This is a genomic window from Halostagnicola sp. A-GB9-2, from assembly GCF_030068615.1.
Classification (GTDB): domain Archaea; phylum Halobacteriota; class Halobacteria; order Halobacteriales; family Natrialbaceae; genus Halostagnicola.
In genome coordinates this window covers 276,406-289,500 of sequence record NZ_JASJOC010000004.1, presented here as the reverse complement: position 1 = coordinate 289,500, position 13,095 = coordinate 276,406, and the positions used below count along the sequence as shown (strand labels likewise).

14 protein-coding genes are annotated in these 13,095 nt (G+C 62.4%); 10 read left to right on the top strand and 4 right to left on the bottom strand.

Going from position 1 to position 13,095, the window contains the following annotated elements:
- Positions 1-146: 146 nt before the first annotated feature.
- From QNM96_RS12530 to serA, 5 genes are all read left to right on the top strand, one after another.
- The gene (locus tag QNM96_RS12530; protein WP_283836728.1) at positions 147-1,694 is read left to right on the top strand and encodes an ABC transporter substrate-binding protein; all 1,548 of its coding nucleotides are present in this window, start codon (positions 147-149) and stop codon (positions 1,692-1,694) included.
- A gap of 15 nt (positions 1,695-1,709) precedes the next feature.
- Positions 1,710-2,654, top strand: a complete 945-nt coding sequence (gene nikB, locus QNM96_RS12525; RefSeq protein ID WP_283836727.1) for a nickel ABC transporter permease — start codon at positions 1,710-1,712, stop codon at positions 2,652-2,654.
- Positions 2,651-3,547 (top strand): nickel transporter permease, encoded by an 897-nt coding sequence (nikC, locus tag QNM96_RS12520; RefSeq protein WP_283836726.1) that lies wholly within the window; start codon positions 2,651-2,653, stop codon positions 3,545-3,547. The genes nikB and nikC overlap by 4 nt, the downstream gene beginning before the upstream one ends.
- 2 nt (positions 3,548-3,549) lie before the next feature.
- Complete coding sequence (locus tag QNM96_RS12515) at positions 3,550-5,799, top strand: ABC transporter ATP-binding protein (RefSeq protein WP_283836725.1); 2,250 nt, start codon at positions 3,550-3,552, stop codon at positions 5,797-5,799.
- Between the two features lie 157 nt (positions 5,800-5,956).
- A complete protein-coding gene (serA, locus tag QNM96_RS12510; protein WP_283836724.1) occupies positions 5,957-7,543 on the top strand; it encodes a phosphoglycerate dehydrogenase in 1,587 nt (528 codons plus the stop codon).
- A gap of 220 nt (positions 7,544-7,763) precedes the next feature.
- On the opposite strand, the gene QNM96_RS12505 is transcribed toward serA, so the two are convergent.
- From QNM96_RS12505 to QNM96_RS12490, 4 genes are all read right to left on the bottom strand, one after another.
- Positions 7,764-8,006 carry a hypothetical protein gene (locus tag QNM96_RS12505; protein ID WP_345782531.1) on the bottom strand — a complete coding sequence of 81 codons (243 nt, stop codon included), beginning with the start codon at positions 8,004-8,006 and terminating at the stop codon, positions 7,764-7,766.
- A gap of 63 nt (positions 8,007-8,069) precedes the next feature.
- Entirely contained in the window at positions 8,070-8,585 is a 516-nt protein-coding gene (locus tag QNM96_RS12500) for a TlpA disulfide reductase family protein (protein WP_283836722.1), read from the bottom strand.
- Entirely contained in the window at positions 8,582-9,415 is an 834-nt protein-coding gene (locus QNM96_RS12495) for an SCO family protein (RefSeq protein ID WP_283836721.1), read from the bottom strand. The genes QNM96_RS12500 and QNM96_RS12495 overlap by 4 nt, the downstream gene beginning before the upstream one ends.
- 172 nt (positions 9,416-9,587) lie before the next feature.
- Positions 9,588-9,767 (bottom strand): hypothetical protein, encoded by a 180-nt coding sequence (locus tag QNM96_RS12490; protein WP_283836720.1) that lies wholly within the window; start codon positions 9,765-9,767, stop codon positions 9,588-9,590.
- Positions 9,768-9,874: 107 nt separating this feature from the next.
- On the opposite strand from QNM96_RS12490, the gene QNM96_RS12485 reads away from it, so the two are divergent.
- The 5 genes from QNM96_RS12485 to QNM96_RS12465 all read left to right on the top strand — a co-directional run bounded on the left by QNM96_RS12485 (position 9,875) and on the right by QNM96_RS12465 (position 13,009).
- Entirely contained in the window at positions 9,875-10,714 is an 840-nt protein-coding gene (locus QNM96_RS12485) for a CPBP family intramembrane metalloprotease (RefSeq protein ID WP_283836719.1), read from the top strand.
- A 314-nt stretch (positions 10,715-11,028) separates the two neighbouring features.
- Positions 11,029-11,508: a hypothetical protein gene (locus tag QNM96_RS12480; protein ID WP_283836718.1), complete on the top strand. Its 480-nt coding sequence runs from the start codon at positions 11,029-11,031 to the stop codon at positions 11,506-11,508.
- 383 nt (positions 11,509-11,891) lie between these two features.
- A complete protein-coding gene (locus tag QNM96_RS12475; RefSeq protein WP_283836717.1) occupies positions 11,892-12,074 on the top strand; it encodes a hypothetical protein in 183 nt (60 codons plus the stop codon).
- Positions 12,075-12,392: 318 nt separating this feature from the next.
- Positions 12,393-12,632 carry an antitoxin VapB family protein gene (locus QNM96_RS12470; protein WP_283836716.1) on the top strand — a complete coding sequence of 80 codons (240 nt, stop codon included), beginning with the start codon at positions 12,393-12,395 and terminating at the stop codon, positions 12,630-12,632.
- Positions 12,629-13,009, top strand: a complete 381-nt coding sequence (locus QNM96_RS12465) for a PIN domain-containing protein (RefSeq protein WP_283836715.1) — start codon at positions 12,629-12,631, stop codon at positions 13,007-13,009. Before QNM96_RS12470 ends, QNM96_RS12465 begins: the two co-directional genes overlap by 4 nt.
- Positions 13,010-13,095: the final 86 nt, after the last annotated feature.

Below are 13,095 nucleotides of genomic sequence, written 5' to 3'. Positions count from 1 at the left end.
TTTCATGGTTGCCGCTATCGACGGTCAATCGCTTCGTCTCGTTGAGCCCACCCGCAGTGCATTCACACCAAACGGCCTTGGTTATAATTATACCACTAATCAAATTAGCAAATCTTATTAATGTATTCCCATATCTTATTAAAACGATGAACTCGACAGTATCACGTCGTCAGTTGCTTGGTGGAATCGGTGCCGCCGCAGTTTCAGGACTCGCGGGTTGTGCGGAAGGGAGTACGGACGAGCCGGGAACGTTTACGATCGTTCCGCACATGGACCCGACCGGAGCCGGCGATTCGTGGGACAACTGGGGCGGTATGAGCCCCTACTGGACGCGAGTCGTCGAACCGCTCGTCTGGGGAACCGAAGACATGCAGCCCGAGCCGTGGCTGGCGACCGACTGGGAAGCGACCGGCGACACCACCTGGGTGTTCGAGCTGCGCGAGGGAGTCAGCTTCCACAATGGTGAGGAGATGACCGCCGACGACGTGGTCACGACGTTCGAGGACGACATCCTGACCGAGCGTGGCGACTTCGTTTACGGCTGGCTCCACCTCGAGCCAAACAGCGTCGAAAAGATCGACGACTACACCGTCGAGTTCGAAAACACCGAACCGTTCCCCGGGTTTCCCGGAACGATCGCTCACAACATGATCGACATCCATCCGCCCGAAGCCGAACCCAGGGAGGGTAACGTCATCGGAACCGGCCCGTTCACTTTAGAGGAGATCGACAACGGCCAACAACTCGAGGTCGCGGCGTTCGAGGACTACTGGGGTGGCGAACCAGGTCCGGACAGCCTCACGTTCCGAGCGGCCGAAGACGCGACGACGCGGACGAACCTCCTCGAGTCGGGGGATGTCGATATCATCTACGACCCTGCCAAGAGTCGCGTCTCCTCGTTCCGAGCGGACGACGACATCGCCCTCGAGACCGAACAGTCGCCGGGCTCGACGTACGTCTCGGTCAACCTCTACAACGAGCCGACCGACGACGCGGCGCTCCGGCAGGCGCTCAATCACGCGATTTCGCAGGAGGAGATCGTCGATTCGTTGCTCGAGGGAATCGGAATCGCGGCTCGCGGGCCGATTTCGACGGTAATCGACTGGGCCGCAGACAAGGAACTGCCGAACTACGAACGGGATCACGACGCCGCGCGAGAGCTCGTCGACGAGTCGAGCTACGACGGGGAAGCGCTGTCCTGTCTCGTCGAAAACGACATGGACGACGGCGGTCTCATCGCCCAGCGACTCGACTCAGAGTTCGACGACATCGGCGTCGATATCGACGTCGAAGTGCTCGAGCAGGCCTCCCTCGACGACCGCGTCGACAGCGGCGAGTTCCACCTCAGGATCAGAGGATCGCAGTCGAACAGTCCGGCGGCCGACTACCTCATGTGGGAAAATTTCCACTCGCTGGGCATCAGCAACATAGATCGATACGAGAACGAGGGAACTGGCCTCCACAACCTCGGTGGAGAGGTCGACGAACTGATCGAGACGGGATTCCAGTCTCGAGAGCCCGACGAGAAAGAGACGGCGTATGTCGAGGCTCAACGACAGATCATGGAGGGAGCAGTCGTCATCCCGCTTTACTTTCAGGAGTACGTCGTCGCCGCCGACGCCGCCATCGAAGGAATCGGCCACCACCCCATCGATCGACTCACCGAGTGGACCGATCTTCGGAGAGAGTCGTAAGGAGCGAACCCACCGATGTACAACTACCTCGCATATCGCTTCGGAACGTCGCTCGCGGTCATGTTCGGCGTCTCGATCGTTACCTTCGGATTGGTCTTTTTGACACCCGGCGATCCGGCTGAGGTGATCCTCCGCCAGCAACTCGAGCGCCAGCCCTCCCAACAGGAGATCGACGCTTTCCGTGCCGAACGGGGCTTGGACGAACCGGTTCCAATCCAGTACCTCGACTGGTTGAGCGGCGTGCTCCGGGGCGACCTCGGCTCGTCGTATTACACAGACACCGCCGTGTCGACGCTGCTCGTCGACGCGCTTCCGCTAACCCTCGAGTTGGCCGTCGTGTCGATGGCGGTCGCGCTCGTGATTGCGATCCCGACGGGCGTCCTGAGTGCCGTCCATCGAGGCTCCGCCGTCGACCACGCCAGCCAATTCGGCGCGTTGATCGGCGTCTCGATGCCGAACTTCTGGCTCGGCTACCTCCTCATCCTGGTCTTCTCGCTGACGCTCGGCGTTCTCCCGGTCGCCGGTGCGGGCAGTTACAGCCAACTCGTCTTGCCGGCGCTCACGCTCGGGACCGGAATGGCCGCCATCGTAACGCGACTCGTCAGAACCTCGATGCTCGAGGTTCTCGAGGATCCGTACATCGATACGGCTCGGACGAAAGGGCTCCGAGAGCGGATCGTCGTCTACAAACACGCGTTCAGAAACGGGATCATTCCCGTCGTGACGATCGTCGGCCTCCAGTTCGGTTCGCTCCTCAACGGCGCGGTCGTCGTCGAAATCGTCTTCCAACGACCCGGGCTCGGCATGTTACTCGTCGATGCAGTCTTCGAGCGTAATTACCCCGTCGTCCAGGGGATCGCCCTGTTCACCGCCCTGATATTCGTCGCGACGAACCTGTTGGTCGACGCGAGCTATCGGTACCTCGATCCGCGCGTCTCCCTGGGTGGTGAAACGGCGTGAACGACCTGGTGGGTTCCCTCCGGACACGGTATCGAGACGTACGAACCTCTCGAGAACTCCGTGCGTTCCTCGCGGATCCGCTCAACATCGCGGGACTGGCTATCGTCGGAACGCTCGTCATCGCGGCCGTATTCGGCCCGCTGGTCGCCCCCTACGATCCGGCCGCTCAGGACGTTCCCAACCGGCTCCAGGGGCCCTCGCTCGCCCACCCGTTCGGGACCGACCAGCTCGGGCGAGACATCTTCTCGAGACTATTATACGGGGCGCGGCTTTCGCTCGGGATCGCCGTTTTGGTTACCGCGATCAGGCTCGTCCTCGGGACGACGATCGGGGTACTCGCGGGGTACGCGGGCGGCTGGATCGACGAACTGCTGATGCGACTCGTCGACGTTCAGCTCGCGTTTCCCGGGCTCGTCCTCGCGCTCGTGATAGCCGGCATCCTCGGCCCGAGCCTGCGAAACGTCATGATCGCACTCGCCGTCGTCGGCTGGGCGTCCTACGCCCGGGTCGTCCGAGCCAGCGTACTCTCGACGAAAGAACGCGAGTTCGTACAGGCGGCACAGCTGATGGGCGTCTCTCGGTTCCGAATCACGATCCGACACCTCCTGCCGAACGTCGCCAGCCCGGTCATCGTTTTGGCGACGTTGAACCTGGGAACTGTCATCCTCGGAACGGCCGGACTCTCGTTTATCGGCCTCGGCGCACAGCCGCCGACGCCCGAATGGGGGACGATGCTCTCGGCCGGCCGGCACTACCTCCGGGACGCCTGGTGGATCGCAAACATCCCTGGCGTCGCGATCATGCTCACCGTCCTCGGGTTCAACCTTCTCGGTGACGGACTCCGGGACATCCTCGATCCGAAACACGACGCGACGAGCGAGAAAATCACGTAACTATGACCGAACTACTCACCGTCGAAAACCTCCACACGCAGTTTCAGACGCACGACGGAATCGTTCGCGCGGTCGACGGCGTCTCCTTTACCGTCGACCACGGCGAAATCGTTGGCGTCGTCGGCGAGAGCGGCTGTGGCAAGTCCGTCACCGCCCGCTCTATCGTCGGCCTCGAGGACCCCGGCGAGATCGTCCGGGGATCTGTCCGGATCGACGGGACCGAAGTCACCGACGCGTCGCCCCGGGAGCTTCGACGGCTTCGCGGCGACGCCGTCTCGATGGTGTTTCAGGACCCAACAGAGACGTTAAACCCCGTCTTCGATATCGGCGAACAGATCGCCGAATCGCTCAAGGTCCACGACGAACCGGACTCCCAGCGGCTCCTCGACTACCTCCACGCTCCCCTGTTCAGCCGCCGGTCCGACTGGCGAGAAAAGCGCGACCGGGCGGTCGAACTCATGGAAGCGGTTGGGATCGCAAGTCCCGACGACCGCGTCGATGCGTATCCGCACGAACTCTCGGGTGGAATGCGCCAACGGGCCGGCCTCGCGATCGCACTCGCCTCGGAACCCGACCTCCTGATCGCCGACGAACCGACGACGGCGCTGGATACGACGACGCAGGCACAGATCCTCGAGCGACTTCGACGGCTCAACGACGAGCGCGGCCTCGCGATGGTCCTGATCAGCCACGACATCGGCGTCGTCGCCGACATCTGCGATCGAATCGTCGTGATGTACGCGGGCGAAGTGATGGAAACCGGCCCGACCGAACGCATCCTCGAGGACCCGCGCCATCCGTACACGCGAGCGTTACTCGAGTGTTTGACCCAGGAGTCAGAACGAAAGTCGTCCTTACCCACGATCGACGGATCGGTCCCCGACCTGCTCGAGGAGCGACCCGGCTGTTCGTTCGCGCCGCGTTGTCCCCATGCGACCGACTCGTGTCGAACCCGCGAGATACCACACGTGGAGATCGACGGAGCCACCGGCGGGACCGCGGCGTGTACCGAACCGGTCGTGTTCGACTCGAGTCGAGCGGACGGAACTCGGGGCGGCAACTCGAATCCCTCAATGGGGAAACTCTTCCCCTCGATGGGGGAAACCGCCTCGAGTCGCGAGCGGTCGCGGACCGAACGGGCCGAGGAACGCTCCGGCGCGGAGCCCCTCGTCGAGTGCGACGGCGTCTCCAAGCGGTTCGATCTCGACGGCACGATCCTCGATCGGATCCTCGGGAACGAGCGAACCCTCACGGCGGTCTCCGACATCGATCTCGAGGTTCGCTCGGGAGAAACGCTCGGCCTCGTCGGCGAAAGCGGGAGCGGGAAGTCGACGGTGGCTGGCCTCGTCGCCGGCCTCGAGACGCCGACGACGGGAGAGATCCGCATCGACGGCGCGGAGATGGGGGCGGTCGGCGAACGGTCGGCGGAGACCCTCGCAACCGTCGGATACGTGTTCCAGAATCCGCGGTCGAGTATCAACCCGCGGATGACGGTTGAAGCGGCGATCGCCGAACCCATGCGCGCTCGGGGGTGGAGCGAACGCCGTCGGGAGGAACGCGTTGTAAAGCTGCTCGATCGCGTCGGATTGGCGTCCGGCTACGCAAAGAGCTATCCTCACGAGCTTTCCGGGGGCCAGATTCAACGCGTCGCGATCGCCCGTGCGATCGCGCTCGATCCGGACCTTCTCGTCCTCGACGAACCCGTCTCGGCGCTCGACATATCCGTGCAAGCGCGGATCCTTAACCTCCTGTTGGATCTCCAAGAAGAGCTTGGTCTCACGTACCTGCTCATCTCCCACGACCTCGATGTCGTCGAACACGTCGCGGACCGCATTGCCGTGATGTACCTCGGTGAGTTGATGGAAGTCGGCCCCGCCGCGCAGGTGTTCGGTCGGCCGACGCACCCGTACACGGAGGCGTTACTCGAGGCGATTCCGTCGCTCGGAGAGGCGTCGAACAGAACCAGCCTCGAGGGCGAGATCCCCAGTTCCGTCTCGCCGCCCAACGGCTGTGCGTTCCACACGCGGTGTCCGAGAGCGCAACCGGAGTGTGCGTCAGTAGAACCCGACCATCGTCAGATCGGAGCGACGCGGTCGGCGTGTCACGTTCCGCTAACGGAGACCGGTTCCGCGGGAAGAACGGATTCCGAAGGGAAAACCGAGTCTACAGCAGGGACGGATTCGCAGTCGGACGACGGATCGTACGAAGAGCGCGACGCTACGGAATCAGAACCCGATGTCACATCGACCTGACGATCGGATATGGTCCGAGGCCGATGGTCACACGAACGGGAACGATTCGCGACGGCGGCGTCAACGGCTATCGAACGGCTGATCGGCCACGGCGGCAACTTTCGCCAGCTTCGGACACAACGGAAGGGTTTACCCTATCGACGCAATTGACTCGCGCATGAAGGTTCTGGTCACGGACCCTATCGCTGACGCGGGCTTGGCGGTACTCAGGGACGCCGGCTACGAAGTCGAAACGGCATACGAACTCGAGGGCGAGGCGCTCCTCGAGGAGATTTCGGACGCCAACGGACTGATCGTTCGTTCGGGAACCGAAGTCACAGAGGACGTCCTCGCGGCCGCCGAAGAACTGGCTATCGTCGGTCGCGCGGGAATCGGTGTCGACAATATCGACATCGACGCTGCGACCGACGAGGGCGTTATCGTCGCGAACGCGCCGGAAGGGAACGTTCGAGCCGCCGCCGAGCACACCGTCGCGATGACGTTCGCGGCCGCGCGCTCGATTCCGCAAGCACACGTCCGCCTCAAAGGCGGCGAGTGGGCCAAAAGCGACTACCTCGGAACCGAACTCGACGACAAGACCCTCGGCGTCGTCGGCCTCGGCCGCGTCGGTCAGGAGGTCGCCAAAAAGCTCGACTCGATGGGTATGGACATCGTCGCGTACGACCCCTACATCTCCGAGGACCGCGCAGACCGCATCGGCGCGGAGCTCGTCGAGTTCGAGGAGTGTCTCGAGGCCGCGGACTTCGTCACGGTTCACACGCCGCTGACCCCCGAAACGGAAGGGCTGATCAGCGACGAGGAGCTCGAACTGCTCGAGGGCGGCTACCTGATCAACTGCGCCCGCGGGGGCGTCGTCGACGAGGACGCGCTCGCGGCGAAAGTCGAAGACGGCACCCTCGAGGGGGCCGCACTCGACGTCTTCGCCGAGGAACCGCTCTCCGAGGACTCGCCGCTTTTGTACGTCGACGACGTGATCGTCACGCCACACCTCGGTGCCTCGACGGAAGCCGCCCAGGAGAACGTCGCTACTCAGACCGCAGAGCAGGTCGTCGCCGCCATCGAAGGCGAGCCGGTCGCGAACGCGCTCAACGCGCCCTCGATCGACGAGAGCGCGTTCCCGCGCGTCGAACCCTACATCGACCTGGCCGAAACCGCGGGCAAAGTTTCCGCACAACTACTCGACGGCCGCATCGAGAGCGTCGAGGTCACCTACGAAGGCGACATCGCCGACGAAGACATCGAGTTCGTCACCGCGAGCGCGCTCAAGGGCGTCTTCGAACCCCTCGAGTGGCAGGTCAACGCCGTCAACGCGCCCCAGATCGCGGAGGACCGCGGCGTCGACGTCACCGAATCGAAGACCCGACAGGCCGAGGACTTCCAGGGCCTGATCTCGGTCACCGTCGGCAACGGCGATTCGGAAGTCTCCGTCGACGGAACGCTCTTTGCGGGGAACGACCCCCGAATCGTCCGCATCGACGGCTACCGCGTCGACGCGATCCCCCACGGCCGAATGGTCATCACGCGAAACACCGACGAGCCCGGCGTCATCGGTCTCATCGGCTCGGTGATGGGCAAACACGGCGTCAACATCGCCGGCATGTTCAACGCCCGCGAAACGATCGGCGGCGAAGCGCTCACCGTCTACAACGTCGACAGCGCCGTGCCCGACGAAGCGCGGGAGGAACTCGAGGCCGACGAACGGATCATCGGCGTTGCAGATATCACCCTGAACGGCCAGGACTGACCGGAGCTCGTATTTCTCGAGAAGCGGTTTTTTGTTGGTTCTCAAGACGAAGTTGCGATTGAAACAATCACCGTCGAGATGGATCGCAGTCGCCGAATCGTCCGACTACGACGCTTTCCCGCGACCGCCGGTCGGCGCGGCGCGGGTGCGTCCCAACGCATCACGGTTCCGTACTGATGTCTCACGGCATCGTAGACAGCTCGCGATCCGTCTTGACGCGTCACGACTCCGCATCGGTGAACGATCCGGGCGCGTGGACGTACACGGCGTACAGAATAATCGCCGCGATGAGGAAATCGAGACTGTGTTCGAGGAAATGGTGGACCGTCATCGGGACGTAGCCGAGTACGGTTCCCCCGCCGACGATCGAACGGGTGAACAGCGCCCCGACGGCGACGCTAACGAAGAGGTACTGCGTCGTGCCCCGTCGACGGTACGCGGCGAGGCTCACGACGAAAAGGATCCCCGTTCCGGGCTCTCGTTCGCGCGGTCAGCGAACTTGACACCCCCGAGGACGCCATCGCGATCACACTCGTGCGGATTCGATCCACTCGAGCAACGTATCGGCCGATTTGGTCCCCGTGTCGGCGTTGACGATCCGATTTTGTTCATCGAAAACGAACGTGGCGGGGACGGCTCTTACGTCGAGTTCGGACGTCAAGACGAGATCCGCGTCGACTCCGACGGTCCAGGATCCGTCGTGTGCCCGCCACCACTCCACCACGTCCGTTCGATCGACGGTCGCTCCGAGCGGTTCGTTCGAGACGGAAAGAAAGTGAACGTCGTCGGTCCGTTCGTGGACCTCCTGTAACGTCGACATCATCCCGCGACAGGTCGAACACCACGTGGCGAACACCTCGAGAAACGTGACGCGACCGGCTTCCGGCACGGTTGTCTCGCCGGCTTCGCTACCGGGAGCCTCGAGCGTTTCGACCGTCACCGGATCGACGTCCCCGTCGGCTTGAAATCTCGAGTAGACGACCGCGCTGGTGCCGAGCACACCGACGCTTCCGAGACCCGCGAGTACGTCGCGTCTGTTCATGCGAACTGATCGCGCACGTCGGCGAGGTCACGAAGGACTTCGTCCGGCCGGGGCGGTTGGCGACCGTACGCTCGCTCGACGTAGCCGTCGCGGTTGACGAGCAACAGGAGGTTTCCGTGGACGAACGTCGTTTCGTCATCGTCGTCGTGGCCGCTATCGTGGTCGTCGCCCTCCTGCTCCTCTTGGTCATCGTGGTCGTGGTCGCTGTCCTGATCGTGATCGTCGTGGCTTTCTTGCTCGTCGTGGTCGCTGTCCTGATCGTGGTCATCGGCGCTCTCTTGGTCGTCGTGGTCATCGTGGTTGACCTCCCCCATCGGCACTTCCTCGAACCCGACGCCGAAGCCGTCGTTGATGACCGCCGCCGCCTCAGATGTCGATTCGGGCCGGAGGAACTGCCAGTTCTCGGCGTTCGGATCCGCACCGTTTGACTCGGAGAACGATCGAAGTTCTTCGGGGGTGTCGTGTTCGGGATCGAACGTCGTCGGGAGGAGCGCGACCTCGTCGGCGTAGCCGTTCTCGAGCGCGTCGGCCTGAACGTGTGCGAGACTCGAGGTGAGCGAGTGACACGGGCCGGGACAGCGGGTGAAGACGAAGGTGAGCAAGGTTTCTCGTTCCTCGAGGAACTCCGTCGTCGATATCGATCGATCGTGAAGCGGCGACGGCAGCGTCGCCGTCGGAAGTTCCTCGCCGTGTGTCGGATAGGGTAACGTTTCGGGGTCCGCGTCATGATCCGGCGGATCCAACGCGGTCGTGGAATCGTCTCCGAGACAACCGGCTACCGACACCGTAGAAGCCAGACAAATAGTTCCGAGAAGGTGGCGTCGCTGCATACCTCCGGTTTGGGAGTACCGGGACATAGCCTCGTTGGTGCGGTTTTCGAAAGAGTCGGGTCGTCGATTCGCACGAACGATGCCGGGGCGGCGAGTGCAACCCCACGTTGGCCGAGCACGGACCGACTCGCCCGCGGAGACACGCGTCGGCGAGGCGACGACTCGAAACGAGCTACGGGCCTTCGCCGCGGTTTTCGTCGGCGGCGTCCTCGAGTCGCTCGAGTTCGCGTTCGGCGTCCGGCGACCGCCTGTGCTGTGGCGACGTGATGGGGTCGCCCGAGCCCACGATACGTTCCTCGGGGTCTTCGACGGCGATCCACGCTCGGAGCCGCGCGAGTAGTCCTCGAGCCACGGCGGGAGAATCGTGAGCGACCATGAAAAGTTTGGGTTCCGTGCGGAATGCGAGCACGGACTGCAGGGATCGGCACATTCATCGGTTGGATTCCCTGATATTCAGGTATGGACAGCCCCCAATCGGATCCTCCGTCCGATCCCGAAGATTCCGGTTCCGATCCCGAAGATCCTGGCCCCGGTGTGTCAGGGCCCGAAGAACCCCCGTCGCGGTCGCGGTTGATCGCCATTGCCGGCTCGGTCGGCTACGTCATCGGCGCGTTCATCATCGCATTCGCCGGCAGTATCGCGCTGATGATGCCGCTCATGATCGGCCTGATGGTGACCGATAACCTCGAGCTCGTAGAGTACCTCTTCGAGGGAGACGGGTTCGTATTCCTGGCCGCCGCGGAGTCGGCGATGTTGGGACTGGGCGCGGTCGGCCTCGCGGCGCTTTCGGTCATGCGCGGCTGGATCCCGAAATCGGATTTCGGCCTGTCGATCCCGACGAACCGCCAGTTCGTCGTGAGCCTCATCGCGATCGCCGGACTCGTCGCGCTCGGCATGGCGCTCTCGATCATCAGCAACACGCTCGGGATCCCCGCTTCGGAGCACTCGCTGATCGACGAGAACGCCTCAGCGACGTACTTCCTCGCGCTGGCCGTGATTTCGATCCTCATCATCGGACCCGCCGAGGAGCTGTTGTTCAGGGGCGTCATCCAGAACTACATGCGCCCCGCGTTCGGCTCCGCAGGGGCGATCGTCCTGACCTCGGTGCTGTTCTCGAGCATCCACCTGCCCGCCTACTTTACGGCCACGTTCGCCGAAGCTGTCGTCTCGCTCGGCGTCGTCCTCGCGCTGTCGCTCGTGCTCGGCTGGCTCTACGAGAAGTACGAAAACCTCTATCTCGTGATGTGGATCCACGGCGGCTACAACGCCGTGTTGTTCCTGTTTCAGGCGTTTCTGTAACTCGTCTTTTCGAAATCGTTCTGGTTCGGTTTGGCCGCCCTCGAGCACTCTTCCTGATGAGAGACGGTAACGGCTCGAGTGAGAGTGATTGTAACCCCGAAGGCCCTCAGCACGCTGGCGGTCACACGGCGACATATCGCCTGCGACGATAGGGGTCGCTGTGATGACCACGCAAGCGCCAGCGCGCTTTGCCCCTTCACTCCGCCAGGTTACAGCGCGTTCCCCAGCGTGGGCTGAGAGAACGGATATCGAAAGGACAAATCACGGTTTGACCTTCGAAAGGGAACTTATATTGAGAGAGTGTACCGTGTAACATGAATCGCCGGCAGGCCCTCGCTTCGGGCTGTGCGGGGGTAGGTATCTGTCTCGGTGGCCTTCTCGTCCACAGCAACCCGACCGGAGAGTCGGATGCGGTACCGGTCGTCGCGGGCGAAGAGTTGGAACTCACACCGGGCGAGAAAACGACAGCGACGTTCCGAGTCGACGACGCGGGAAGCGTGCGCGTTTCCAGCCTTCCAGAATCGGAATCCGTCGTCTTCGACGTCAACGATGCGAGCTTCTCCGACTCGCCAGTCGGCCAAGACGACGCGGACCCGCCGTACTGGAACTGGTCGCCGCCCGAATTGAGCGTCGAAATTTCGGTCCCAGTACGCGTACCCGACCGCACAACGTCCGGGGAGTATCGGTACGCAGTCACGGCGTGGCACGCAGACGTCGAGCGCGGGCCCGATAGAACTCGAGACGATGCCAACGCCGAAACCGAATCGTTCCACATCACGGTCACCGACGACTAACCCGACCGCCTACGCTCTTCGAAATCTCTCTCGCAACCGCCTACGCTCGATCGGACCACAATTGCCAGACAGCGCGGTCTCGAGACGGAGAGTCGACGAATTAGGTAGTGCCTCGAGGACGGATTCGGTCACAGAAATGGCGATTTTCCCGAGCTGTGACGGATAGATATAAGTCTCATCAGGTCAACAAACAGAATGGAAGTCACCCTCAACGAGTGATGGGGCATGCGTTGAAATGCCCCGGGTGTCCTAGCACCCGAGGCGTGGCTTCCAAGCGGTCTGCTCGGAGCCATGATTACGTTCATTCTACCGGGATATAAACATCCCGCCCGACGGCTGAATAACGTACAGACACCAGTCACAATCACTGCAGGAGGGAAGCTATGACCGACGAGAGCGACGACCTCGAGATTGAATCGGACGACGCCACATCCGATTCGAGGTCTCTGGTCGAGTGTCCCACCTGCGGAACCCCGGTCGCACTCGTCACGATGAAAGAGCCCACGATCGGCATCGCCACGCCCTGTGGCTGTCACGTCGCCCCCGGCCTGCTCGAGTCCGACTAAGGCTCGAGTCGGGGCGGTAAGCCGAAATCTCGATCAGCGAGTTGCCGACAAAGAAACAACCACCATCACCACATCGTGGATCGGGGTTTCGGTCCGTAAACCGGACTCGAGGCATTTTCTCGAGACAGAAATCGAGGGAGTAGGTCAACATGAATCTGTGAAAGTAATCGCATCGGCAGTACGAATTTGGGATGTCCCTCAATCCCGTAGTGGGTTTTCTCCCTTCCGAGACCACTGAACCAAACTCTCCGTTACTGCAACGAGGAACCTGAGTCCGGTACACTTTTGCTAATAGTAGACGTACACCTACGTGTACACATGGGGACGAAAAGTCTGACTATCACGGAAGAGGCGTACAAAAACCTGAAAGCGCACAAGCGAGAGGATGAGAGCTTCACGGACACGATCAACCGGATAACGGGCGGTGAGCGCGACCACATGAAAGGATTCGGCGCGTTTGCCGACGCAGACGGGTTCCGCGAGGCCGTTGACGAGGCCCGCGAAGACGTTAACGAGGGCTTCGACGAGCGACAGGAGCGGCTTCAAAACCGCCGATGAAAGCGCTCGACGCGACGTTTCTCGTCGACTATCTCGAGGGGGTTGACGACGCTGCGGCGTTTCTCGAGAGCCACGACACGCCGATCTACTACGCGCCAGCGACCGTGATGTTCGAGGTGTACGAAGGTGCCGCCCGCTACCCCGGTAGCTCGATCGAAAAAGCACAACAGAGTCTCGACTGGGTCGACACACTCGAGTTCGACGATCGGGCGGCCGCCGAGGCGGCACTGGTTAAATCCGAACTGGTCGACCGCGGCCAGCCCATCAACAGCGGGGACGTTCTAATCGCCGGCCTCTGTCGGAGATACGGTGCATCGCTCGTCACCCGGGATTCCGACTTCGACGCCGTGGCTGGCCTCGAGACGGTGCACTACTGAACAGCAAAGTAAAGCCGCATGGTGCACTACGATGGTCCTTTAACCCAACAAAAGTTTGTCTGAAACTGTTTGCACTGAGCTAAATG

Bases quoted from the DNA above. Each gene is read 5' to 3' on its own strand.
- QNM96_RS12530 (WP_283836728.1), top strand. From the start codon at position 147: ATGAACTCGACAGTATCACGTCGTCAGTTGCTTGGTGGAATCGGTGCC.
- nikB (WP_283836727.1), top strand. From the start codon at position 1,710: ATGTACAACTACCTCGCATATCGCTTCGGAACGTCGCTCGCGGTCATG.
- QNM96_RS12515 (WP_283836725.1), top strand. From the start codon at position 3,550: ATGACCGAACTACTCACCGTCGAAAACCTCCACACGCAGTTTCAGACG.
- serA (WP_283836724.1), top strand. From the start codon at position 5,957: ATGAAGGTTCTGGTCACGGACCCTATCGCTGACGCGGGCTTGGCGGTA.
- QNM96_RS12500 (WP_283836722.1), bottom strand. From the start codon at position 8,585: ATGAACAGACGCGACGTACTCGCGGGTCTCGGAAGCGTCGGTGTGCTC.
- QNM96_RS12495 (WP_283836721.1), bottom strand. From the start codon at position 9,415: ATGCAGCGACGCCACCTTCTCGGAACTATTTGTCTGGCTTCTACGGTG.
- QNM96_RS12485 (WP_283836719.1), top strand. From the start codon at position 9,875: ATGGACAGCCCCCAATCGGATCCTCCGTCCGATCCCGAAGATTCCGGT.
- QNM96_RS12480 (WP_283836718.1), top strand. From the start codon at position 11,029: ATGAATCGCCGGCAGGCCCTCGCTTCGGGCTGTGCGGGGGTAGGTATC.
- QNM96_RS12475 (WP_283836717.1), top strand. From the start codon at position 11,892: ATGACCGACGAGAGCGACGACCTCGAGATTGAATCGGACGACGCCACA.
- QNM96_RS12470 (WP_283836716.1), top strand. From the start codon at position 12,393: ATGGGGACGAAAAGTCTGACTATCACGGAAGAGGCGTACAAAAACCTG.
- QNM96_RS12465 (WP_283836715.1), top strand. From the start codon at position 12,629: ATGAAAGCGCTCGACGCGACGTTTCTCGTCGACTATCTCGAGGGGGTT.